This is a genomic window from Janthinobacterium lyxosi (assembly GCF_051380665.1).
Lineage (GTDB): Bacteria > Pseudomonadota > Gammaproteobacteria > Burkholderiales > Burkholderiaceae_D > Janthinobacterium.
The window spans coordinates 238,748-260,803 of sequence record NZ_JBNYXM010000002.1; the positions used below are offsets into that span (position 1 = coordinate 238,748).

The 22,056-nt window shown below is 61.9% G+C and carries 24 protein-coding genes; 12 read left to right on the forward strand and 12 right to left on the reverse strand.

From position 1 onward, the window contains the following. Positions 1 to 2: 2 nt before the first annotated feature. Complete coding sequence (locus tag ACQ4WP_RS02965) at positions 3 to 329, reverse strand: hypothetical protein (RefSeq protein ID WP_436518601.1); 327 nt, start codon at positions 327 to 329, stop codon at positions 3 to 5. Between the two features lie 167 nt (positions 330 to 496). On the opposite strand from ACQ4WP_RS02965, the gene ACQ4WP_RS02970 reads away from it, so the two are divergent. Beyond that, positions 497 to 1,144 carry a hypothetical protein gene (locus ACQ4WP_RS02970; RefSeq protein WP_436518602.1) on the forward strand — a complete coding sequence of 216 codons (648 nt, stop codon included), beginning with the start codon at positions 497 to 499 and terminating at the stop codon, positions 1,142 to 1,144. 4 nt (positions 1,145 to 1,148) lie between these two features. Here ACQ4WP_RS02970 and ACQ4WP_RS02975 read toward each other — a convergent pair whose 3' ends face one another. Continuing rightward, entirely contained in the window at positions 1,149 to 2,423 is a 1,275-nt protein-coding gene (locus ACQ4WP_RS02975) for an MFS transporter (protein WP_436518603.1), read from the reverse strand. 119 nt (positions 2,424 to 2,542) lie between these two features. Here ACQ4WP_RS02975 and ACQ4WP_RS02980 point away from each other — a divergent pair, with 119 nt between their 5' ends. Further along, on the forward strand, positions 2,543 to 3,445 hold the full coding sequence (locus ACQ4WP_RS02980; RefSeq protein ID WP_436518604.1) for a LysR family transcriptional regulator: 903 nt from the start codon (positions 2,543 to 2,545) through the stop codon (positions 3,443 to 3,445). Between the two features lie 31 nt (positions 3,446 to 3,476). Here the strand turns inward: ACQ4WP_RS02980 and ACQ4WP_RS02985 are convergent, their stop codons facing one another. The 4 genes from ACQ4WP_RS02985 to ACQ4WP_RS03000 form a co-directional block, all read right to left on the reverse strand. Then, positions 3,477 to 4,349: a hypothetical protein gene (locus ACQ4WP_RS02985; RefSeq protein ID WP_116743402.1), complete on the reverse strand. Its 873-nt coding sequence runs from the start codon at positions 4,347 to 4,349 to the stop codon at positions 3,477 to 3,479. 19 nt (positions 4,350 to 4,368) lie between these two features. After that, complete coding sequence (locus ACQ4WP_RS02990) at positions 4,369 to 5,160, reverse strand: hypothetical protein (RefSeq protein WP_101484148.1); 792 nt, start codon at positions 5,158 to 5,160, stop codon at positions 4,369 to 4,371. Further along, positions 5,150 to 5,662 carry a hypothetical protein gene (locus ACQ4WP_RS02995; RefSeq protein WP_436518605.1) on the reverse strand — a complete coding sequence of 171 codons (513 nt, stop codon included), beginning with the start codon at positions 5,660 to 5,662 and terminating at the stop codon, positions 5,150 to 5,152. Before ACQ4WP_RS02995 ends, ACQ4WP_RS02990 begins: the two co-directional genes overlap by 11 nt. Before the next feature lie 95 nt (positions 5,663 to 5,757). Beyond that, a complete protein-coding gene (locus ACQ4WP_RS03000; RefSeq protein WP_436518606.1) occupies positions 5,758 to 6,051 on the reverse strand; it encodes a DnaJ domain-containing protein in 294 nt (97 codons plus the stop codon). A gap of 162 nt (positions 6,052 to 6,213) precedes the next feature. On the opposite strand from ACQ4WP_RS03000, the gene ACQ4WP_RS03005 reads away from it, so the two are divergent. From ACQ4WP_RS03005 to ACQ4WP_RS03015, 3 genes are all read left to right on the forward strand, one after another. Continuing rightward, complete coding sequence (locus ACQ4WP_RS03005) at positions 6,214 to 7,980, forward strand: glutamine--tRNA ligase/YqeY domain fusion protein (protein WP_436518607.1); 1,767 nt, start codon at positions 6,214 to 6,216, stop codon at positions 7,978 to 7,980. A gap of 217 nt (positions 7,981 to 8,197) precedes the next feature. After that, complete coding sequence (locus ACQ4WP_RS03010) at positions 8,198 to 10,060, forward strand: CHASE domain-containing protein (protein WP_436518608.1); 1,863 nt, start codon at positions 8,198 to 8,200, stop codon at positions 10,058 to 10,060. Positions 10,061 to 10,147: 87 nt separating this feature from the next. Beyond that, positions 10,148 to 10,990, forward strand: a complete 843-nt coding sequence (locus ACQ4WP_RS03015) for a glycine-rich domain-containing protein (RefSeq protein ID WP_436518609.1) — start codon at positions 10,148 to 10,150, stop codon at positions 10,988 to 10,990. 87 nt (positions 10,991 to 11,077) lie between these two features. On the opposite strand, the gene ACQ4WP_RS03020 is transcribed toward ACQ4WP_RS03015, so the two are convergent. From ACQ4WP_RS03020 to ACQ4WP_RS03035, 4 genes are all read right to left on the reverse strand, one after another. Continuing rightward, complete coding sequence (locus ACQ4WP_RS03020) at positions 11,078 to 11,317, reverse strand: hypothetical protein (protein WP_029496207.1); 240 nt, start codon at positions 11,315 to 11,317, stop codon at positions 11,078 to 11,080. Positions 11,318 to 11,559: 242 nt separating this feature from the next. After that, a complete protein-coding gene (locus ACQ4WP_RS03025; protein ID WP_436518610.1) occupies positions 11,560 to 11,829 on the reverse strand; it encodes a hypothetical protein in 270 nt (89 codons plus the stop codon). Positions 11,830 to 12,026: 197 nt separating this feature from the next. Continuing rightward, a complete protein-coding gene (locus tag ACQ4WP_RS03030) occupies positions 12,027 to 12,287 on the reverse strand; it encodes a hypothetical protein (RefSeq protein WP_096234162.1) in 261 nt (86 codons plus the stop codon). An 83-nt stretch (positions 12,288 to 12,370) separates the two neighbouring features. Beyond that, entirely contained in the window at positions 12,371 to 13,288 is a 918-nt protein-coding gene (locus ACQ4WP_RS03035; protein ID WP_436518611.1) for an SDR family oxidoreductase, read from the reverse strand. A 12-nt stretch (positions 13,289 to 13,300) separates the two neighbouring features. On the opposite strand from ACQ4WP_RS03035, the gene ACQ4WP_RS03040 reads away from it, so the two are divergent. The 5 genes from ACQ4WP_RS03040 (at position 13,301) to ACQ4WP_RS03060 (ending at position 18,180) form a co-directional block, all read left to right on the forward strand. Beyond that, positions 13,301 to 14,326: a CDP-6-deoxy-delta-3,4-glucoseen reductase gene (locus ACQ4WP_RS03040; RefSeq protein WP_436518612.1), complete on the forward strand. Its 1,026-nt coding sequence runs from the start codon at positions 13,301 to 13,303 to the stop codon at positions 14,324 to 14,326. Between the two features lie 77 nt (positions 14,327 to 14,403). After that, a complete protein-coding gene (locus ACQ4WP_RS03045; protein WP_436518613.1) occupies positions 14,404 to 15,675 on the forward strand; it encodes an MFS transporter in 1,272 nt (423 codons plus the stop codon). Positions 15,676 to 15,713: 38 nt separating this feature from the next. Continuing rightward, positions 15,714 to 16,379, forward strand: a complete 666-nt coding sequence (locus tag ACQ4WP_RS03050) for a DUF1345 domain-containing protein (RefSeq protein WP_436518614.1) — start codon at positions 15,714 to 15,716, stop codon at positions 16,377 to 16,379. 196 nt (positions 16,380 to 16,575) lie between these two features. Continuing rightward, on the forward strand, positions 16,576 to 16,953 hold the full coding sequence (locus ACQ4WP_RS03055) for an HPF/RaiA family ribosome-associated protein (protein WP_034781728.1): 378 nt from the start codon (positions 16,576 to 16,578) through the stop codon (positions 16,951 to 16,953). Between the two features lie 261 nt (positions 16,954 to 17,214). Beyond that, entirely contained in the window at positions 17,215 to 18,180 is a 966-nt protein-coding gene (locus tag ACQ4WP_RS03060; RefSeq protein ID WP_436518662.1) for a GGDEF domain-containing protein, read from the forward strand. Between the two features lies 1 nt (position 18,181). Here the strand turns inward: ACQ4WP_RS03060 and ACQ4WP_RS03065 are convergent, their stop codons facing one another. Continuing rightward, the gene (locus ACQ4WP_RS03065; RefSeq protein ID WP_436518615.1) at positions 18,182 to 18,811 is read right to left on the reverse strand and encodes a DUF5610 domain-containing protein; all 630 of its coding nucleotides are present in this window, start codon (positions 18,809 to 18,811) and stop codon (positions 18,182 to 18,184) included. A gap of 146 nt (positions 18,812 to 18,957) precedes the next feature. On the opposite strand from ACQ4WP_RS03065, the gene sbcB reads away from it, so the two are divergent. Further along, on the forward strand, positions 18,958 to 20,406 hold the full coding sequence (gene sbcB, locus ACQ4WP_RS03070) for an exodeoxyribonuclease I (protein WP_436518616.1): 1,449 nt from the start codon (positions 18,958 to 18,960) through the stop codon (positions 20,404 to 20,406). Between the two features lie 42 nt (positions 20,407 to 20,448). On the opposite strand, the gene pyrF is transcribed toward sbcB, so the two are convergent. Next, on the reverse strand, positions 20,449 to 21,273 hold the full coding sequence (gene pyrF / locus ACQ4WP_RS03075; protein ID WP_436518617.1) for an orotidine-5'-phosphate decarboxylase: 825 nt from the start codon (positions 21,271 to 21,273) through the stop codon (positions 20,449 to 20,451). 167 nt (positions 21,274 to 21,440) lie between these two features. Here pyrF and ACQ4WP_RS03080 point away from each other — a divergent pair, with 167 nt between their 5' ends. Beyond that, the gene (locus ACQ4WP_RS03080; RefSeq protein ID WP_436518618.1) at positions 21,441 to 22,055 is read left to right on the forward strand and encodes a LemA family protein; all 615 of its coding nucleotides are present in this window, start codon (positions 21,441 to 21,443) and stop codon (positions 22,053 to 22,055) included. Position 22,056: the final 1 nt, after the last annotated feature.

Genomic DNA, 22,056 nt, shown 5'->3' on the forward strand with positions numbered 1-22,056 from the left:
GGTCAATGCAGCTGGTGCTTCAGGTCCGATAATTCATCGTGGACCTTGAGCACGGCGCTCTTCATTTCCGGCGTCACGCTGGACGCCGTGCCGCAGGCCCGCTTGGCGCGGTCGCCCAGCGATTCCATCTGCTCGACGGCTTGCCGGATGCGCGCATCGTCGTGCGTGTCGATGGCTTGCCGCACGGCGCTCTTTTGCTGGTCCAGCTGGTTGATGCAATCCTTCAAGTCCATGGGCATGCCCTGCTGCTTGCCGCACAGCTGGGCCGCCTGGCCGATCGCGTGTTCGATGGCGCCAAAGCGCCGTGCCACTTCCTTTACTTGCATCATGATGATCTCCTGTTCGCGTGGTATCCGGGTTGGATCGCCAAGCTGGCACAGGGTTCCCCGCCAGCGGCCATGGCATCGAAATTTCCGTGTGGCACTTTTTTGTAAGCACGTGTGACATTTTAGATAATAATCAAGTACCTCAGATACATTGGCGCACCTGAACCACCATGCCATCCATGACCTCGTTGCCCATCCTGCTCCGCCGCACTCCCGGCCTGCTGCTGATTGTCTTGCTGCACGCGGGGCTGGCATATGTCATCGTGCAGTCACGCCCCCGCCTTGCCACCGACGAAAACCTGCCGCAGGGTCCGGCCATCACCTGGCTGCGCCACACGCTCCCGGCGCCGCCCAAGCCAGTCGCGTTGCCCAGCGCACAAGCAGCCGCTGTGCGCCTGCCGCGCCTGCCACTGCCGGCGCCCATCAGCCGCCCCCTGCCCCCTCCCACCGTCGAACAGGCGCCAGCGCCAGCAACGTCAGAAGCGATCACGCTCGTCGCGCCACCCAGCGCCGCCGACATCCTGGCGCAAGCCAAGCGCGACGTGGGCAAGATCGACAGGGATTTACGCAAGGAATTCCCGCAGCGGGGAGAACAAAAACTGGACGACACGGGCTTCAAGCGCATGCAACAGGGCTTTGCCGAGGCCTACGCGGCCGTACCGCCGAAATGGTATGAAGCGTCAAAAATCGAGGAAGTGGGCGCGAATGCGGCCAAGGGCAGCCGCACCTACAAGATCACCAACGCGCTGGGCACCTTGTGCGTGACCACGGGCGCGGGCAAGAATGGGGAAACGATGATCGGCAACTGTCCCAAATAGCCGCTCAGCCCACCGCTTCGCGTGCGCCCAGCGGCTGCAGATGCCGCAGGCGCAGGGCGATCAGCACGCCGCCACCCAGGCACAGGCCCAGCATGATGATGACGCCCGTCCAGCCGTCGAAGCCCCACATCATGCCCGAGGCGGAACCGATCAGACTCGATCCCAGGTAATAGAACAACAGGTAGAAGGCCGAGGCCAGCGCCTGCGGCGCGCGCGCGCGGCGGCTGACCCAGCTGCTGGCGATCGAGTGCGAGGCGAAGAAGCCGAAGGTGGCCAGCGCCATGCCGATGACGATCAGCGGCAGGGAATCGAACAGGGTCAGTAAAATGCCGGACAGCATCACCGACAGCATGATCCACAACACGCCCCGGCGCCCCAGGCGGTCCACCAGGCGGCCCGCCCAGACGGAGCTGAAGATGCCGATCAGGTACAAGAAAGCCAGCAAGCCGACCGTGCTCTGACGCAAGCCAAATGGCGCGGCCAGCAGGCGGTAGCCGATGTAGTTGTACAGGCTGACAAAACAGCCCATCAGCACGAAAGCCAGGCAGAACAGCCACGGCAAGCCCTGGTCGGAAAAATGCTGGCGGATGGCATGCGGCAGCGCATTCCAGCCTCGGGTACTGGGCACGAAGTTTTTCGACGCGGGCAGGCTGCGCCAGAATTCGGCTGCGGCCAGCACGCCGGCCACGCCCAACACGCCCAGGGCCCAGCGCCACGAGAGGAAATCGCTGAGCATGGAGGCCACCAGCCGCCCCGACATGCCGCCAAACGCGCTGCCGGCGATGTACAAGCCCATCGACAGGCCCAGCGACGGCCCCTCGATTTCCTCGCCCAGGTAAGCCATGGCCACTGCCGGCATGCCGCCCAGGGCCACGCCCAGCGCCGCGCGAATCGCCAGCAGTTGCGCATAATCCTGGGCGAAGGCGGACAAAATGGTCAACATCGCGGCGGAAAACATAGCCGCCACCATCAGCGGCTTGCGGCCGATGCGGTCCGAGACGGCACTCAGCAGCACCAGCGAGATGGCCAGCAAGCCGCTCGACACGGACAAGGACCAGCTGCTTTGCGCCGGCGTCAGGTGGAACTGCTGCGACAGCAGGGGAAACAGGGGCTGGATACAGTACAGCAAGCTGAAGGTGGAAAAGCCGCCGAAGAACAGGGCGCGGTTGCTGCGCTTGAATTCCGCCGTACCCTTGGCGATGGCCGAACGGGGAGCGGGAGCGGCAGGAGAAAGCGCCGGGAGGGCGGCAGAGGCATAAGCGAGCGATGAATCAGACATGGCCGTATGAAGGAAGTAAAGAAGCGAAAGAGGAAGCGAATTCTCATGTTAGGATTGCCAACTCATATCGTCCAATATATATTTAAGGCCCAAGTCATACTTTAAATATATTACTAACTATGGAATTGCGCCACCTGCGTTACTTCGTTGCCGTCGCCGAAGAGCTGCACTTCACGCGCGCGGCCGAGCGCCTGCACATCGGCCAGCCACCGCTGAGCCAGCAAATCCAGGCGCTGGAAGGGGAAATGGGTGCGCAGTTGTTCGAGCGCAACAAGCGCTCCGTGCGCCTGACGCAAGCAGGCCGCCTGTTCCTCGACGATGCGCGGCGCATCCTGGCCCTGTCGGAACAGGCAGCCGTGACGGCGCGCCGGGCCCAGCGGGGCGAGGCGGGCGAATTGCGCATCGGCTTTACGTTTTCCACGCCGTTTACGCCGTATTTCGCCACCGTCATCAACCGCTACCGCCAGCAATTCCCGCACGTCACCTTGACCTTGCACGAGATGGCGACATTGCATCAGCTGGAAGCGATCTCGGGCAGGACGATGGACCTGGGTTTCGTGCGCCCGCCGGAAACGACGTACCCATCCGATATCAAGCTGACGCAACTGCGGCAAGACCCGCTGTTCCTCGTGCTGCCCGTCGCCCACGCGCTGGCGGCCAAGGAGGCCATTGCCATTGCCGACATGGCGGGCGAAGGCTTTGTGATGTACCCGAAGGATGCGGGCACGGGAATTTATCCGCAGATCTTCCGCCTGTGCAAGGCAGCCGGCTTCGTGCCCCAGGTGGCGCAGGAAGCGGGCGAAGCATCGACCATCATCGGCCTGGTGGCGGCCGGCTGCGGCATTTCCGTGCTGCCCGCCTCATTCGACCGCATCCGCATGGATGGCGTGTGCTATCGCCCCATCGCCGACCCGCAGGCGACCACCAGCCTGTTACTGGCCCAACGGGACGAAGAGACGTCGCCGCTGGTGGCGGCTTTTGTAAAACTGGCCGAGGCAGCGGCGCTGGAAGAAAAAGAATAGGCCGGCGCGTGCCGGCCTACGTTGACGTACGTCAGGAGTAATCCGCGTCCAGCTCCGAACCCGCGTAGTTCTCCAGGTCCTCGAACAGGCTCTTCATGCTGGCCCGCGTGAGGATTTTATGCACCACGGTGCAGCTGCGGCGGTAGGATTCGATGCGGTCGAGCAGCACCGGGTGATGCTGCACGGGCACCTTGGCCACCAGGGCGGCCCAGCCTTCTTCGAAGTCGGGCTTGTTCTTGCGCACGGAACGCACAAAGCGTTCAAACTCCTTTTGACCCGTGCGCGCCATGATGCGTCCGCCGCCTTCGATGGCGAAGATGATGGCCACGGCAATCACACCCTCGGCATTCAAGTCGCTGTCGCTGACGGGGCCGTTGTCATGGTGGCGGCGCAGCCAGCTGGCCAGGCGCACCACGGCTTGCACTTCCTTGCGCTGTTGCAACTGCACCGCATACTTTTCATAGCCGGCCCAGTTCTGGTTCGGGTCGGCCTGGCAAATATCGATGAACAGCTCACGCAAGCGGCGCTGCAGGTAGACGGGGTCCTGGTCGTATTCGCCGACGAGGGCGTCTTCCGGCAGCTGCGACAATTCCTTGATCAGGCGAAAGCCTACCTGGAATGCGTGCTCGGCGCCGTGCTCGACGAGGAAATCGAGCGCGGCCTGGTCGCCTTCATGCGTGACGGCCTGCTCCAGGCCCAGCGACACGCCGCCCACCGTCAGGAACAGCGCTTTCTGGATGCCGTCGGCCGTGCGTTCATTCGTGAACTTCTCGGCCACCATGGCCGTGATGCCCGTCAATTCGTCGGCCAGGTCCAGCGCCGCGTCTTCGCGCGGGTCGTTCGGCAACAGCTTGATGGCGCGCACCAGGCGCGGAAGATTCTCTACAACAATTGCTGGCAGCATTAGACGTTCCCTGCTTTCATTACGAGAAAATACCCGTGCCCAGGCTGCGGCGCGTGCTGGAGCGCGGCGCACTGCGCGTGCTCGGCACTTGCTTGCGCAGGCGGTACAGCAATTCCTTGGTACTGCGCTGTAACATCGTCGGCTCTTCGTCCGGGTCGTCCGAATATTCGGCATCGGCCAGGTCGGCGCTGTGGCGGAAGTCGGGGAACAGTTCGAACAGCGAGCGGTCCCAGCCGTCTTCATTCGCTTGCGCCAGCTCAATGGCCAGCGGCACGACGTCGTTGTCGGACGAGGTCACACCCGTCACGTACGGTCCCTTGATGACGATTTCGCCCGCCACTTCGAGGATTTCCTTTGGCGCCATCGAGAACAAAATGGCGAACGCCGTGGCGCCCCAGTCGGTGGCGGACGCTTCCAGCAGCAGCTCGCGGCGGCGCTCGGCGTCGTCGGTGGAAAACACCACGCCGTGGATGTGCGCGAACAGCGACTCGGCGATGCGCTCCGGATCATCCTCGATCTGGTCGTCGCTCCAGGTGGCGGCGATGAAGGCCAGGCTGTCGGCCCAGGCCTTCGGCGGCACCAGCAAGGTTGCCAGCGACATCTTGCCGCCGTCAAAGCCGGCCAGGTGCAGGGCCGTCACTTGCGGCGGTATGGCGCTCAGCACTTCCACCACGGCCAGATCGCCGTACTGGTCGGCCGCGTCGGCGAACGCCTGCTCGGCGTGGCCCAGCGAACCGGACAGCACCAGTTCCGTGACCTGTTTCGTCAGCGCGGGAAGATTGCTCTTTTGTTCATCCTTATTATCGGCCATGGTCATCTCCATCCTGGTCAAACATCTGGGCGAAATCGTCGGTGGCGTCATCTTCGTCGTGCTCGTCGTCGCCGTCGTCATTGGCGGCCAGCTGGTCGAGCGACTGGTCGTCATCGTCCCACAGGCGCGGATTCTTGTGCAAAAAGGCCGTGATGATGGCCTGGCGCGCCAGGTCGGGGAAGCTCTCTTCGATGGCGGCGTACATCTTGGCCGCTTCCGGCGCGGCGCACGCAGCCATGGAAAACACGCGGGCCGGGTCGCCGAACTCGTAGTCTTCGCTTTCGGCCAGCAAGCCCTTCGGGTCGCTGAAGGTGATGTGGTCGACCAGCGCAAAAGCCAGCATGTTCACGTCTTCGATGCCGCCGCCGCTGGCGTACTCGCTCACCAGCGCGTCAACCATGCTTTTATAGTTCTTGCGGTTCGGCGGGTCGCCGAGGATGCCATCGATCTGGCCTTCCAGCTCGCGCGACTGGTACGCGAATTCAGGGTGTACTCTTCTCATGTTGTGCTTTCCAAGGTGATGCGCGGCGCTGTTATAAATAAGCGCCATTGTTGTTTTTCAAATTATTCAGGCTGGCCAGGCAGCCGCCAGCGGACTCAGTCAGCTGGAAGCGTGGTGCCATGCAGGCGGAATACGCCGCACCACAGGGCATAGGCTTCCGCTTCCGGATCGATGATGATGCGGTGGTTCACGCTCTGGTCGTATTCGGCGCGCTTGGCCGGGTCGGCCAGGATTTCATACGCCTTGGTGACGCTCTTGAAGCGTGCCTCGGCGCCGGGGGCCTGGTTGCGGTCGGGGTGGAAGCGCATGGCCAGCGAACGGTAAACCTTCTTGATTTCATCGTCGCTGGCATTGGGCGCGACACCGAGGACGTTATATAAATTTTCCATAAATGGCTCCGGGGTCACGATTTGTTTGCTAATTAAAGGCAGATTATCCTATAGAACGGCGCCCACGTCGCTTGCATGCTGGGATATGGGGGCAAATACGTGCTTATAAAGCGCTTGCGGTACGGTAAAATGCTTTTTACTGTCACTCTTCCGCATTGATCAATGAGCAACGATAAACCGAATACCGCCGCGCCAGCGCTGGCGCCCAATTTCTTGCGTAACATCATCGAAGCCGACCTGGCTGCCGGCGCCCACGTGCGTCCCGGCCTGCCTCAGGTGATCACGCGTTTCCCGCCGGAGCCGAACGGCTACCTGCACGTGGGCCACGCCAAGTCGATCTGCGTCAACTTCGGCCTGGCGCGCGATTACGCCGGCCAGTGCAACCTGCGCTTCGACGACACCAACCCGGCGAAGGAAGAGCAGGAATACGTCGACACCATCATGGACAGCGTGAAATGGCTGGGCTTTGACTGGGAACCGAAGAATGCCGATGGCCAGAGCCACCTGCACTACGCGAGCGACTATTTCGACCAGTTGTACGCGATGGCCGAGTACCTGATCACGGCCGGCTTTGCCTATGTGGATAGCCAGAGCGCCGAAGACATGGCCGCCAACCGGGGCAATTTCGGCCAGGCCGGCAAGAATTCGCCGTTCCGCGACCGTCCGCGCGACGAATCGCTGGCCCTGTTCCGCGCCATGAAGGCGGGCGAATACAAAGATGGCGACCACATCCTGCGCGCGAAGATGAGCGAAGATGCCATGCGTTCGCCGAACATGAACTTGCGCGACCCGGCCATCTACCGCATCCGCCATGCGCACCACCACCGCACGGGCGACGCCTGGTGCATCTATCCGATGTACGACTACACGCACCCGATCTCGGACGCGCTGGAAAACATCACGCATTCGATCTGCACGCTGGAATTCCAGGACCACCGCCCCTTCTACGACTGGCTGCTGGAAACCCTGTCGGCCGGCGGCTTCTTCCAGCAACCGGTGCCGCGCCAGTTCGAATTCTCGCGCCTGAACCTGACCTACATCGTCACCAGCAAGCGCAAGCTGCGCCAGCTGGTGGAAGAAAAAATCGTCGACGGCTGGGACGACCCGCGCATGCCGACCCTGGTGGGCATGCGCCGCCGCGGCTACACGCCGGAAGCGATTCAACTGATGTGCGAACGCACGGGCGTCACCAAATCCGACGGCTGGATCGACTACAGCGTGCTCGAAGGCTGCCTGCGCGAGGACCTGGACCCGAAGGCACCGCGCACGGTGGCCGTGCTGCGTCCGTTGAAATTGATCATCGACAATTTCCCCGAAGGCGAAAGCGTGGCATGCACGGCACCCGTGCATCCGCACTTCCCGGAGCGTGGCTTGCGCAACTTCCCCATCTCGCGCGAGCTGTGGATCGAGGAAGACGACTTCATGGAAGTGCCTAATAAAGGCTATTTCCGTTTGTATCCGCCGATCGACGACAAGCCGGGCAGCAAGGTTCGCTTGCGCTACGGCTACGTGATCGAATGCACGGGCTACGACAAGGATGCAGACGGCAAGGTCATCGCCGTGCATTGCAGCTATTTCCCGGACAGCAAGTCGGGCACGGAAGGCAGCGCCACCTACAAGGTCAAGGGCAATATGCACTGGGTCAGCGCGCCGACGGCCATTCCCGCCGAAGTGCGCCTGTACGACCGCCTGTTTACCGACCCGCAGCCGGACGCGGGCGGCAAGGACTTCAAGCTGGCCCTGAACCCGCTGGCCAAGGACGTGGTGCAAGCGTGGCTGGAACCGGGCGCGGAACTGGCCCAGCCGGAACAGCGCTTCCAGTTCGAGCGCCACGGCTACTTTGCGGCCGACCGGGTCGACAGCCAGCCCGGCAAGCCCGTCTTCAACCGCATCGTCACCCTGAAAGATAGCTGGCAGCCCGCCAAGTAAGGCGCCGCACGCTCCACGAAAAAAAACCGCCGCGGCGGTTTTTTTTCGTTTTAGCAATGTACCTCACCAGAGAAATATTGCCAGTTGACTATATTCACGATAATTTTGTATATTAGGCAGCTATTGAGCAATTTGCAATGCCGATAGTGCTTGTGCAACTCCGTACAGCCTCCAGCACACAGGCGGCACCCGATTCCTCTTCCTGATGCGGATGGCGATGTCTTCTACTGCCGGCAAACACCCCTTAACTGCTGAAAAAAAACCGCTCTGGCTGCTCGGTTTCGTGATGTCGCTGATGGTGAGCCTGCTGTTCTACATGGCCGCCTCGCTGTCGATCGAAAACGATGCCAGCGAGCTGTTCAACAATCTGGCGCGCAATACCCAGAAAAGCATCACATTGCGCGCCAAGTCGTATGCCAACCTGCTGCGCGGCACGGCCAGCCTGTTCCACGCCAACGAACACGTGAGCCGCGAGCAATTCCACCGCTACGTGGCCAATATCGCCTTGCAACAGAACTACCCGGGCGTGATGAATCTCAATTACAGCCGGGCACTCGACGAGTCGCAGCGCGCCACCTTCGAAGCGGCCATGCAGCGCGACTATCCGCCCGGGCGCGACGGCTATCCGGCGTTTGCCATCCATCCGCCCGGCCCGCGCGCCCATTATTCCGTGCTGTTGTACATCGAGCCGATTGCCAGCGCCCCGGAAAAGTATGGCTATGACATCGCTTCGCGCCCCCTGATCGCCGAGGCGCTGGCGCAGTCGCGCGATTCGGGGCAGATCAGCAATTCCGGCGTACCCGTGCCGATGGAAGGCCGGCCGCGGTTGACGGGCATGGCCATGCGCCTGCCCGTGTACCGCTTCGGCATGCCGACCGGCACGGTAGAACAAAGGCGCGCGGCCTACCAGGGTTCCGTCGGCATCGGCTACGACCTGGTGACGATGATGCGCAGCGCGCTGGCCGACATGCCGGTACGCAATGTCCGCCTGACCCTGTTCGATATCGGCCCGCAGGCGCCGCTTGAACAGCCGGACTTGCCGCTGGAGCTGCCGCACGACATGCGCCCCATCTTCGACAGCACGACGGCGGGCATGCATGCGCCATGGTGGCTGCCCGGCAACTCGGGGCGGTATCTGAGCAGCACAATGCTCATCGAGCACAATGGCCGCGCGTGGCAGGCGCTGTTCAGCGTGCGCAAGAGCGACCTGTATACGCGCTTCGACGCCTTCCTGCCGTGGCTGGCCCTGCTGACCGGTTTTGCCAGCACCATGCTGCTGTACATGCTGTTTCATGCCCTGGCATCATCGCGCCGGCGCGCCATCCAGATGGCGACGGGCATGACGGCGGAATTGCGCGCCAGCCAGATCCGCCTGCAGCTATCGCACCAGAAACTGCGTCGCCTGGCAGCCCACGCCGACCGGATCAAGGAAGAAGAGCGCAAGCGCATCGCGCGCGAAATCCACGACGACCTGGGACAGAACCTGCTGGTCTTGCGCATCGATGCCGACATGCTGGCCTCGCGCACGCAACGCCACCACCCGCGCCTGAACGCCCGCGCCTGCTCGACCCTGGAGCAGATCGACGCCACCATCAAGAGCGTGCGGCAAATCATCAACGACTTGCGCCCTACCGTACTGGACCTGGGTGTGAATGCGGCCGTCGAATGGCAGGTGGCGCAATTTCGCCTGCGCACGGGTATCGCCTGCGAAATCAGCGAAAGCCATGGCGACATCTGTCTGAGCGACCAGTGTGCCACGGCCCTGTTCCGCATCCTGCAAGAGTCGCTCAGCAACATTTCCCAGCATGCCAATGCCAGCAGCGTGCAAGTCAAGCTGGAAAAGTGCCACGACACCGTGTCGATGAGCGTCAGCGACAACGGCGTGGGCGCAGCCATCGACGGACGCAACAAGCTGGGCTCATTTGGCCTGGTGGGGATCGAGGAGCGCATCAAGTTGCTGGGTGGCACTTTCTGCATCGAAAGCAGCCCCGGCGCCGGCATGAGCGTGCATGTCAGCGTGCCGCTGGGTGCGGACGCCACCGCGTTCCCCTACCAGGAAGACAGCCGGACCAACATCTGACAGGCAGGCCGCGTTGAAGCAAGCTCAGCTTGCGTATTTTGTAATTAAATGCAATATTAATGTAGAACAACTCAGCGCCTGCCCGCCATGGACCAGGCATTCCTCGACTACTTGCCAGGAGTACATACCCACCACTCTCCCTTGTTGCACTGTATTTCCCACAACGCTCTTTACCAAAGGACATTCATGGATACGAACGACAGTTTCAAGGCAATTGCCGATTTGAATTTGGACGCGATCAAAGTCAAGCTGATGCACCGGGAGTCAGGCGAAGGATGGAGCCTGGAGAAGGCCAATGCGGTGGAGTTCGAGTACCGGCGCTTTCTGATCCTGATGAAACAATTTCCGGAAGAAGAAACGGCACCACTGATGGACGTCGATACCTTCTGGCATTACCACATCCTCGACACCCTGAAATATGCGGCGGACTGCGAACAGGTCTTCGGCTACTTCCTGCATCACTTCCCTTACATCGGCCTGCGCGGCGAAGACGACGAAGCGGCGCACCAGCGCGTGGGCGAGCGCATGAAGCAGCTGTATGAGCAAACGTTCGGGGAAGATTATATCCGCGCAGAAACGGCGTATTCGGGGCGCGCCGTGCAGGCAGCGTATTCGGGACGGGCTGTACAAACTGCGTTTTCCAGTGCCGCGGTGCAGGCGACAGCGTACTCGGGCCGGGCTGTACAAACTGCGTTTTCCAGTGCGGCGGTACAGGCGACGGCATACTCGGGCCGGGCCGTGCAGACGGCGTTTTCCAGCGCAGCGGTGCAGGCGACAGCGTATTCTGGCCGTGCGACCGGGGCTGCCAACACCGCATTTTCCAGCGCGCCCGCCACACTGGCCGCCGCGGTGGTCAAGTCGTCCACGACCGGCCTGGAAATGGGGCGCTTCTATGTCGATCGTCCGGTGCTGAACCGCGACCCGCAATAGAGCAGCGGAAAACAGATGTGGCTGCCGCACGCGGCAAGCCTGACGTACCCAGACGGCACCTCTCAGTTTGCCGTCTGTCAGGCGCTCTTAGGCAGCCATCAACTCGCGCAGTTCACGAATGCTGAAATCGCTGATTTCATGCATGCGGATGAGGATCGTGGCGCCGATCGGCAAGGTGTTGTGACGTATCTTGCTGATGACAGGTGGCGCCACTTCCAGCGCGCGCGACAAGGCGGCATCGTTTTTCAGCTGCAGCTTGTCGATGATCGCATCGAGGACGCGATTCGGGTTGTAGGTAGGCAAAGAGGTAATTTGTTTGAGAGACATGATCAAAAATCCGTACTTGTTGTATTAGAGCACAAAGAAACAGAATGTCTCTTCTGCAATAATTCAGGGTAAACACACTAAAAAGCGCCATCACTTATGCGGCCTTTACACCACAAACAATATAATACACGTTATTGTTGATTTTTGCGTAACTTAAAGCAAAATTGTGATAATTGAAGAGAATTGACGCAGTTGGAATGTGCTAGAGGATAACTCAAATCGGAAAAATTTGCTGCAAGTCATCAATTTTTACAATGAGGAACACCGCTGTGCATCAGCCAGACAATCGCCATGAGCGTGCTCAGGCGAGCCATGTCCGCTGATAAATGCCAGCCTTGCGCGGCCACGCCGGCCGGGGTGGCCGTCAGGCAGGTACCGGGAAAGGCGTCCACGCGGCACCAGGCCAGTTGCCGGCGAATTTCATCGGGCGGCGGCGGCGGCTGCAGCGCATGTTCACGGCGGCGCATATAGGCGCGCACTTGTTCCTTGCTGGGGTGACTCGTAGATCGCATGGTTCGCTCCTGCTGACGGGAAACAGCGTCGCGCTGTGTGGAGCCCGCCACAAGAGCCAGGACGCGTGACGACTTTGCTCACCATATCGCCAGCGCGCCATGACGCGTTTGCGTTGCATCAAATGACAAGACCCCGGTGTTGCGCCGAAGCCCGCACTGCTCCATGCTCCAGCGGCCTGGCGGTCGATGGCCTGCTCTTATTTCTTTTGCTGGCGCACGCGCTGTTGCTGTTTTTCCTGCGTTTGCTGGCGATTCTGCTTGCGCTCGAACAGGGTGACCGCATCTTTCTTGGCTTGCTCGGCGGTACGCATTTCCTCATGCGCATCGTGCGGAACAAAAAATTCGGCATCCTGCGCCGCCACGACCAGCTTGATGGCAGCGTCGTCGTCGAGGTCGTACAGTTCCGTCAGGACGGTGGTGACCTCGTCCAGGTATTCTTCGTAAGTGAGGGTGGTCATGCTGTAGTCCTTAAGTGAATGGCGCACCGCCGCAACGGCGCGCTGCGCGCCGGCCCAGCAAAGTGCGCAGATAACCGGCCATTTTACCCGATGCTGGCCGCATCGGCGGACAGCGGCTGCAAGGCATCGGCCACGCGCACGTAGCGCAGGCACACGCCCAGCTCGCGCTTGAGGCGCACATTGTGCAGGCGGCGCGATTCGGACATGAACGACAGCAGCATCGGCGTGACCACTTGCTGCAGTTCGGCACGCGGCAGGCGCGGCGGACGCGGCAGGCCGAAGGTGTCGGCCACGGCATCGAAATAGTCCGCCATTTTGAGTTCGCTGTCATCGCTGGCGTGATACACGCGTCCAGGCTTGCCACGCCACAGGGCCCGTTCGATGACGCGCGCCAGGTCATCGGCATGGATATGGTTGGTGTACACATCGTCGTCCGCAGCCAGGGCCGGCGTGCCCTCGCGCAGGCGCTTCAGGGGCAGGCGGTCGTGCGCATAAATGCCGGGTACGCGCAGGATGGCCACGCTGGCACCGCGACGCGCGCCCCAGCCACGCAAGACCTGTTCGGCATCCACGCGCCGCTTCGCCCGCGCATTCGCCGGCGCGGGCGGCCGCGTTTCATCGACCCAGGCGCCGCCGCAATCGCCATACACGCCGCTGGTACTCACATACACCATGCGTGCATGCTCGGGTAAAATGGCGACCAGATTGCGCGTGCGCCGGTCCAGCAGGCCCGACGACCGGGGTGGCGCCAGGTGCACGATCAGCGGCGCCAGTCCCGCCAGCCGTTTCAGGCTGGCACGGTCGTCGAGGTTCGCCACGATGGGCACGGCGCCGGCGGCCCGCAGCTGCGCGCAACGCGCCGGCTGGCTGGTGACGGCAAAGACGCGAAAGCGCGCGCGCAGCAGGGGCAGCAGACGCATGCCGACGTCGCCACAGCCCAGGATCAGCAAGCGCGGCAAGCCCACCGGCTTGCGCAAAGAGTGCATTAACATATTTTTCATCTCAAGGATTGTATGACTTTTCAAATTACTGTTCAGCCCAGCGGCCACCAATTCAGCTGTGAAGCGGACGAAACCGTCCTGTCGGCAGCGATCCGCGCCGGCGTGGGCTTGCCATATAGCTGCAAGAGCGGCGCCTGCAGTTCCTGCAAGGGCAAGATCGTGTCCGGCAGCGTACAGCATAAGCCATACCAGGCCAGCTCCCTGACGGAAGATGAAGCGGCGGCCGGCTACTCGCTGCTGTGCTGCGCCGTGCCCCAGGGCGACCTGGTGGTGCAGGCGCGCGAAGTGGCGGGCAGCAGCGACTACCCGATCAAGAAAATGCCGTCGCGCGTGACCACCATCGAAAAAGTCGCACCCGACGTCGTCGTGCTGACCCTGCAGTTGCCGGCCAGCGAGCGCCTGCACTACCGCGCCGGACAGTATATCGAAATCATGCTGCGCGACAACAAACGCCGCAGCTACAGCATGGCCAGCGCGCCCGTCGAAGGCGGCCCCGTGAGCCTGCACATCCGCCACATGCCGGGCGGCCTGTTCACCGACCAGGTATTCGGCAGCATGAAAGAGCGCGACATCCTGCGCTTCGAAGGCCCGATGGGCACCTTCTTCCTGCGCGAGGATTCCGACAAGCCCGTCGTGCTGCTGGCCTCGGGCACGGGCTTTGCCCCCCTGAAAGCCATCGTCGAGCACATGATCAACGAACAATCACAGCGCCCGATCACCCTGTACTGGGGCGCGCGCCAGCCGCACGACCTGTACATGGATGCGCTGTGCCGCCAGTGGGCGGCCGACTTGCCGCAGTTCACCTATGTGCCTGTCGTCTCGGAAGCCTTGCCGGAAGATGCCTGGAGCGGCCGCACGGGCTTCGTGCACCAGGCCGTCATGGCTGACTTGCCGGATATGTCCGCTTATCAAGTGTATGCCTGCGGCGCACCCATCGTCGTCGAATCGGCCAACCGCGATTTTGTGCAATTGTGTCGACTTCCGGCCGACGAGTTTTACGCGGACGCCTTCACCACCGAAGCCGACCTGGCCAAGTAAGCATCCAGACAGCGCGGTGCTGCTGGCGCGGCATCCGCTGCCGCCACCGCTCCACCCCGCTGTTCCCTGGAAATCTCATGTCCCTCGCGTCTGCCGGCAACGGCTTCAGTATCCTGCGTCACCGCAATTTCGCTTTTTACCTGTCCGCCCGCGTGCTGGGCACGGTGGCCGTGCAGATGCAAAGCGTGGCCATCGGCTGGCAGGTGTACCAGATCACGGGCAGCCTGTTCGACCTGGGCTTGATCGGCCTGGCGCAGTTCGCACCCTTCCTCGTGCTGATCTTGCCGGCTGGCCACGTGGCCGACCGCTACAACCGCCGCAACATCATCGCCTGGTGCCTGGCGGCGCAGCTGGCTTGCGCGCTGGCCCTGCTGGCGTTCACCTTGAGCGGACTCTCCATCGTCTGGCCCGTGTTTGCCGTGCTGGTACTGTTCGGCAGCGCGCGCGCCTTCATGATGCCGGCCACGCAAGCCGTGCTGGTCAACATGGTGCCCACGCAACACTTCAGCCGCGCCGTCGCGCTCAGCTCATCGAGCTCGCACGTGGCCATCATCCTGGGACCTACCCTGGGCGGTTTGCTGTATTACTTCGGCCCCAAGGTGGTGTATTTGATCTCGTCCGCGCTGCTGGTCGTGTCCGTCTTGCTGATGCGCGCCACCACGCCGGCGCCGCAAGTGGTGAAACGCGAACCCGTCAGCTGGCACACCCTGCTCGAAGGCTTGCGCTTCGTCTGGTCGAAACCCATCGTGCTGGGCGCCATTTCGCTCGACCTGTTTGCCGTGCTGTTCGGCGGCGCGACGGCCCTGTTGCCGGCGCTCGCGCATGACGTGCTGCATATCGGCCCCAGCGGCCTGGGCTTGCTGCGCACGGCACCCGGCGCCGGCGCCGCCCTGTGCTCGATCGCGCTGGCCATCTATCCCATCACGCGCCGCGTGGGCGCCTGGATGTTCGGCGGCGTGGCCGTCTTCGGCCTGGGCACGCTGGTGCTGGGCAGCACCAGCTATTTCCCACTGGCGCTGGCGGCGTTGTTCCTGATGGGCGCCGGCGACATGGTCAGCGTATACATCCGCCACCTGCTGGTGCAGTTCGAGACGCCGGACGAGATCCGCGGCCGGGTCAGCGCCGTGAATGCCGTCTTCATCGGCGCCTCGAACGAGCTGGGCGAATTTGAATCGGGCTTGACGGCCGGCTGGTTCGGCCTGGTGCGCGCCGTCCTCTTCGGCGGCGCCGCAACCCTGGCCGTGACGGGCCTCTGGGCCGTGCTGTTCCCCGTGCTGTCGCGCATGGACCGCTTCCCCCACCACGAGAAGGAAGCGGCCGCCAGAACGGCCACCGCGAGCGCAAACTAAGGACTAAGATGCGCTATTGCCATTGACCACTCCGCACCATGAAAATCACGCTTCCCTTGCACAGCTTCATCCGCAGCCGCCCCCACCTGAGCATGGCCACGGCCATCGGCGTGGCAGCCGGCCTGCTGCTGCCCTCCTCCTGGCAAGAGATGACGCGTCTGCTGACGGCGTGGAATGTGGCCGTCTGGTTCTACCTGGCGACGATGGCCTGGATGATGATGCGCGCCAGCCATCACAAGGTAAAGGTGATGGCGGCGCGCCAGGATGAGCGGGCCACCACGGTGCTGTCGGCCCTGTCCGTCGCATCCGTGATGAGCCTGGTGGCCATCGTCTCGCAGCTCTCCTCGATGAAAGACATGGCGCCGGACGAGCGCGCGCTGCATTACGGCCTGACGATCCTGACGCTGGTCGGTTCCTGGTTCCTCGTCGGCACCCTGTTCTGCTTCCACTATGCCCACCTGTATTACCAGGCCGACCCCACGCTGCGCCCCCTGAAATTTCCCGACGACGAGCAAAACCCCGATTACTGGGATTTTTTATATTTCGCCTTCACCATCGCCGTGGCCGTGCAAACGTCGGACGTGTGCGTGCAGACGCGGCTGATGCGGCAGATCGTGCTGGGGCAATCCGTGCTGAGCTTTTTCTTCAACCTGGTCGTACTGGGACTGTCGATCAATATCGCGGCGGGCCTGATCAATGGGTAAGCAGCGGGACAAAAGAATTCCGCAGGAAAACTTGACCTGGCTGAAGGGTTAAGCTCATCTTAATCGTGCGCACCCTCTTGAAATACTGGAAAGAGGAGTAAGATAAGTTCCATGCACAGAGGTCATGTGCATGAGGCAGCAACCAGGCCGCAACACGCCTGAGATGGGTTTTTTTTGAATTGACAGGAGTAAGCATATGCAAATCAATATTCATACCGACAGCACCATCGCCAACACCGCTGGACTGAACGAACATGTGCAATCCGTACTTGAAAGCGCACTGAATCGCTTCCGCGACAACCTGACCCGCATCGAAGTCCACATCAGCGACACGAATGGCCCGAAAGGCGGCGCTGACGATATTCGCTGCGTCATGGAAGCACGCGTTGCTGGCTATCAACCGATCGCCGTGACCGAACAGAACGCCACCGTGCATCAATCCGTTGCCGGCGCCACCGACAAACTGAAACGCGCCATCGATAGTGCCCTGGGCCGCCTGCAAGACAGCAAGCGCCATGCCACAGGCAAGAATGCCGTGATCGATACGGCCGAAGCGGAAGAAACCGCCGAGTAATTCCCCCACTGCAGCATTCGCCAGAGACCAAGGCAGCCGTTCAAGGCTGCCTTTGCACATCCGGCGCCCTCTTTCGCTCGCAGCAACAGCAGTAATAAAACCACAAGCATTTCAGCTGATTAACACGGCAATGAAATAATTGTCGTATTTCTCACAGTAAGTGACATCAAGCAAGCCTTTGCCGTTACAGCCAAGGCCGCTTTAGGCTATCATGAAGATACCGGCTCCCTGCTCGCGCGCCGGCTTTTTGAAAGTATGATTGTGGAACAGATCGGCAACTTCGGCGCTTCAGGCTGCAACATCGGCGATTTACAGCTATTTCGCGATGGGGCGGACAGCCAGACGGCCGCCATGCTGGCGCCCTGTCCCGTCATGCGCCTCGAAGCGGGCGAAGCCATTGCTGACACCCAGGGCACCAGCCTGTACATCGTCCTGCGCGGCTCGCTGGCCGTGGCCGCCGACATCCACACGGGCATGGATGACGGCACCGTCAGCAAGGTCTTGCCCGGCGAAAGCGTGGGCGAACAATCGGTGCTCGATGAAGCGAGCAACCTGGCCGCCATTTCCGCCCTGGAAGAAACTGACTTGCTGGTGATCGACGCGGCCATCGTCTGGGAATTGATCGAGCAATCGAATGGCCTGGCACGTAACCTGCTGCGGCTGCTCTCCTTCCGCATCCGCGCCGCGAATGCCCTGCTGCGCCGCCGCCAGAAACTGGGCGAATTCTACCGCCAGCTATCGATGGTCGACAGCCTGACGGGCTTGTACAACCGCGCCTGGCTGAGCGATTTACTGCCGAACATGATCATCACCGCCCACGCCAGCGCCTCGCCGCTATCGCTGGTGATGATAGACCTCGACCATTTCAAGCGTTTCAACGACACCCACGGCCACCAGGCGGGCGACCAGGCGCTGCGCATCGCCGCGCAAGTGCTGGGCGCAGCCCTGCGACCCACGGATTTTGCCGTACGCTATGGGGGCGAGGAAATGATGGTGATCTTGCCCGACACCAGCGAAAACGTGGCCTTGCGGGTCGCCGAGCGCCTGTGCGAGCGCATGCAGCAAGCCGTCATTTTCGCCGACATGCGCAGCGCGCTGCCGCACATCACGGGTTCCTTCGGCGTGGCCAGCCTGGCGGCCGAACAGGACGACGAAGCGCTGATCGCGGCGGCCGATGCGGCACTGTACCGGGCAAAAGCCTCAGGCCGCAACCGCGTCATGCTGTAGCTCAGGCAGCCTTGCTGTCGGCCGGTTTGCTTGCATCCGGCTTGGCAGCCTCATCCTTCTTGCTACTGTGCGCGGCGATGAAATCCGCATAGCCCTTCTGCACCAGCTCATACGTCTTGTCGATATTGCCGGCGATATCGCCTTGCAACACTTTCAATCCGCCCAGAATATCGCGCGCTTCCTTGAAGCCTTTTTCCATGCCGCCGCTGATGGTGTCCATGAACTTGGTCAGGGCCGTATCGTCGTCCATGCCGGGATTCTGTTTCTTGTAGGCGTCAAAAAATCCCGTCGACAGCGATACAATGCGGCTCGCCGTCGCTTCGGCGCTATTGTCCTGCGAGGCGGCGTTCTGGATCGCGTCCTCGCCGTACTGGCCCTTCAGCGCTTCATTGATATTCGTGATGGCCGTCTTGTACAGCAGCGCCAGCGGCTCGTTTTCCGAACCGATCGACACGTTCAGCGAGGCCTGCATGATGGAGGCGTTCAATTGCAGCTTGCTGCGGTCGTTAACGCTCATTTCAGCGTTGACGCCGTCCTTTTGCTGGACTTTATCGTCCTTGCCGGCAACGCCCGTACTGACGGATGTCACGGAAGGGGTGGAATTGCCGCTTGCGGCGATAGGAATTGACACGATAGACCTCCTTGAACGGGCAATATATGCCACCATGCGGGAAACGCAATGATGACCATCCTCTCGTGTAGTATCGGCAGGTTTTCAGAAAACTGTAGCAGCGACTCTTTGAGCGGCCCAGATAACCAATGAAGCAACGACCATCAATGACTACCCAGACTTTCCTTTGGCACGACTACGAAACCTTTGGCGCCCAGCCGCGCCGCGACCGCCCGGCCCAGTTCGCCGCCATCCGCACGGATGCCGAACTCAACGAGATCGGCGAGCCGATCATGCTGTATTGCCAGCCTGCAAATGATTTCCTGCCCGACCCGCAATCATGCCTGATCACGGGCATCACGCCGCAGCAGTGTTTGCAACTGGGCGTGCCAGAGCACCAGTTCGCCGCCACCATCGAAGCGGCCTTTTCGGAACCCGGCACCATCGGCGTGGGCTACAACACCATCCGTTTCGACGATGAAGTCACGCGTTTCCTGTTCTGGCGTAACCTGATCGATCCGTATGCGCGCGAATGGAAAAACCATTGCGGCCGCTGGGACATCCTCGACGTGGTGCGCATGACGCACGCGCTGCGCCCGGAAGGTATTCAATGGCCGAAGCGCGACGATGGCCAGACCAGTTTTAAACTGGAACACTTGAGCAAGGCCAATGGCCTGGTCCACGAAGCGGCGCACGATGCGCTGTCCGACGTGCGCGCCACCATCGCCCTGGCCCGCCTGATCAAGGAAAAGCAGCCAAAACTGTTCGAATTTTGCCTGGCGCTGCACAAGAAGGACAGGGTCGCCAGCGAAATGGGCATGCACCTGGCCGCCAGCGAGCGCCAGCCCTTCCTGCACGTGTCGGGCATGTTCCCCGCCGAACGGGGCTGCCTGGGCGTCGTCTGGCCGCTGGCCACGCACCCGAGCAACAAGAATGAAATCCTCGTCTGGGATTGCCAGTACGACCCGCGTGAACTGTTCGCGCTGGACGCCGACACCATCCGCACGCGTTTATTTACGCGCAAGGATGCCATGCCGGAAGGCATGACGCGCCTGCCCGTGAAAAGCGTGCACCTGAACAAGTCGCCCATGCTGGTCGGCAATCTGAAAACCCTGTCGCCGGCCATGGCCGCGCAATGGGGCATCGATCTGGACGCCGCGAAGGTCAACGCCCAGCTGGCCACCACGGCGCCGAACATGGATGCGATCTGGGCCGAAGTCTTCCAGCGCCCGGGCACGCATGTCGCGCTGGACGTGGATGAAGATTTGTACAATGGTTTCGTCAGCAACGACGACCGCCGCCTGCTCGAATCGCTGCGCCGCGACACGCCAGCCAAGCTGGCCACGGCGCGCCCCTCGTTTGCCGATGAACGCTTGCAGGAATTGCTGTTCCGCTACCGCGCCCGCAATTTCCCGCAAACCCTGAGCGAAGCGGAAAACCTGCGATGGGAACAGCACCGCGCCGCCCGCCTGTTCGACGGCGACGGTGGCGCCCGCACCATCGAAATGCTGTTTACGGAAATCGACGTGCTGTCGGAATCGGTGGATGAGCGGGGGGAAGAGATATTGGGCGAACTCTACGATTACGCGGAGATGGTGGCACCACAGAGAGACTAAATGCAAAATGCCGGGCTAGCCCGGCATTTTCATGGATGCAACTTAAACCGCGCGGTGTTGATTGATCGCATCGCGCGTTTCGATCGCCACGCGCCGCGCCGCGTCGGCGAAATCTTCGCCCGCTTGCGGCGTGGCGTAGATGATGGCGCGCGAGGAGCTGATCATCATGCCCATGCCGTTGGCCGTCTGGCCCGCGCCGACGGTGGCGGCGATGTCGCCGCCCTGGGCGCCGATGCCGGGCACCAGCAGCGGCATGTCGCCGACGATGGCGCGCACTTGCGCCAGTTCTTCAGGGAAAGTGGCGCCGACGACAAGCGCGCACTGGCCGTTCTTGTTCCATTTCTCGGCCACCAGGCGCGCCACGCGCTGGTACAGGGGCACGCCGTCCGTGTCGAGAAATTGCAGGTCCGAGCCGCCCGGATTCGAGGTGCGGCACAGGATGATCACGCCGCGGTCTTGCCACGCCAGGTAGGGATCGAGCGAATCCTCGCCCATGTAGGGGTTCACGGTGACGGCGTCAGCGCCGTAGCGCTCGAACGCTTCGCGCGCGTATTGCGTGGCCGTGGCGCCGATGTCGCCCCGTTTCGCGTCGAGGATCAGGGGGATGTGCGGATAGTGTTCGCGCACGTAGCGGCAGATGTCTTCCAGCTGTTTTTCCGCGCCCAGCGCGCCAAAATACGCGATCTGCGGCTTGAAGGCACAGGCCAGGTCGGCCGTAGCGTCGATGATGCGCGTGCAAAAGGTGGTGATTCCATCGGGCAAGTCGCGCAATTCGGCCGGCAGTTTCGCCAGGTCGGGGTCCAGTCCCACGCACAGCAGGGAATTATTGGCCGTCCACGCGGCGGATAATTTATTGATGAAATTCACGGCACACCTTCTCTATATTCAGTTGCAAACCCCGTATTGTAACGCGGTGCAGGGTTGCCACGGCGCGCCAAGGCAGTCAGGGGCGGCGTCCAGCGCTTATTAAACCGACATCCCGGGCCATTTCAGGTATATTTGCCTCACCTCCCCCATAACGCACGGAACCCATCATGCAAATCACCAATCAATTCACCAAATGGCTGCGTCTGGCGCTAAGCGTCACCGTCCTGACCGGCATCCTGACGGGCTGCGGCTACAACGACTTCCAGAGCAAGGACGAAGCCACCAAGGCCGCCTGGGGCGAAGTGGTCAACCAGTACCAGCGCCGCGCCGACCTGATCCCCAACCTGGTCAATACCGTCAAGGGCTATGCCACGCATGAGCGCGAAACGCTGGAAGCGGTGACCAAGGCGCGCGCCGCCGCCACGAGTTTCCAGATCACGCCCGAAGTACTGAACGACCCGGCCGCGTTCGAGAAATTCCAGCAAGTGCAGGGGCAGCTGTCGTCGGCCCTGTCGCGCCTGATGGTAGTGTCCGAGAAATACCCGGACTTGAAGGCCGACACCAGCTTCCGCGACTTGCAGTCGCAACTGGAAGGCACGGAAAACCGCATCACCGTGGCGCGCCAGCGTTACATTACCGCCGTGCAAGATTACAACGTGCATGCGCGCAGCTTCCCGAACAACCTGACGGCCATGGTCTTCGGCTACAAGGTCAAGCCATCGTTCACGGTGGAAAATGAAAAATCCATCTCGACCGCGCCAACCGTCAACTTCGGCAAATAAG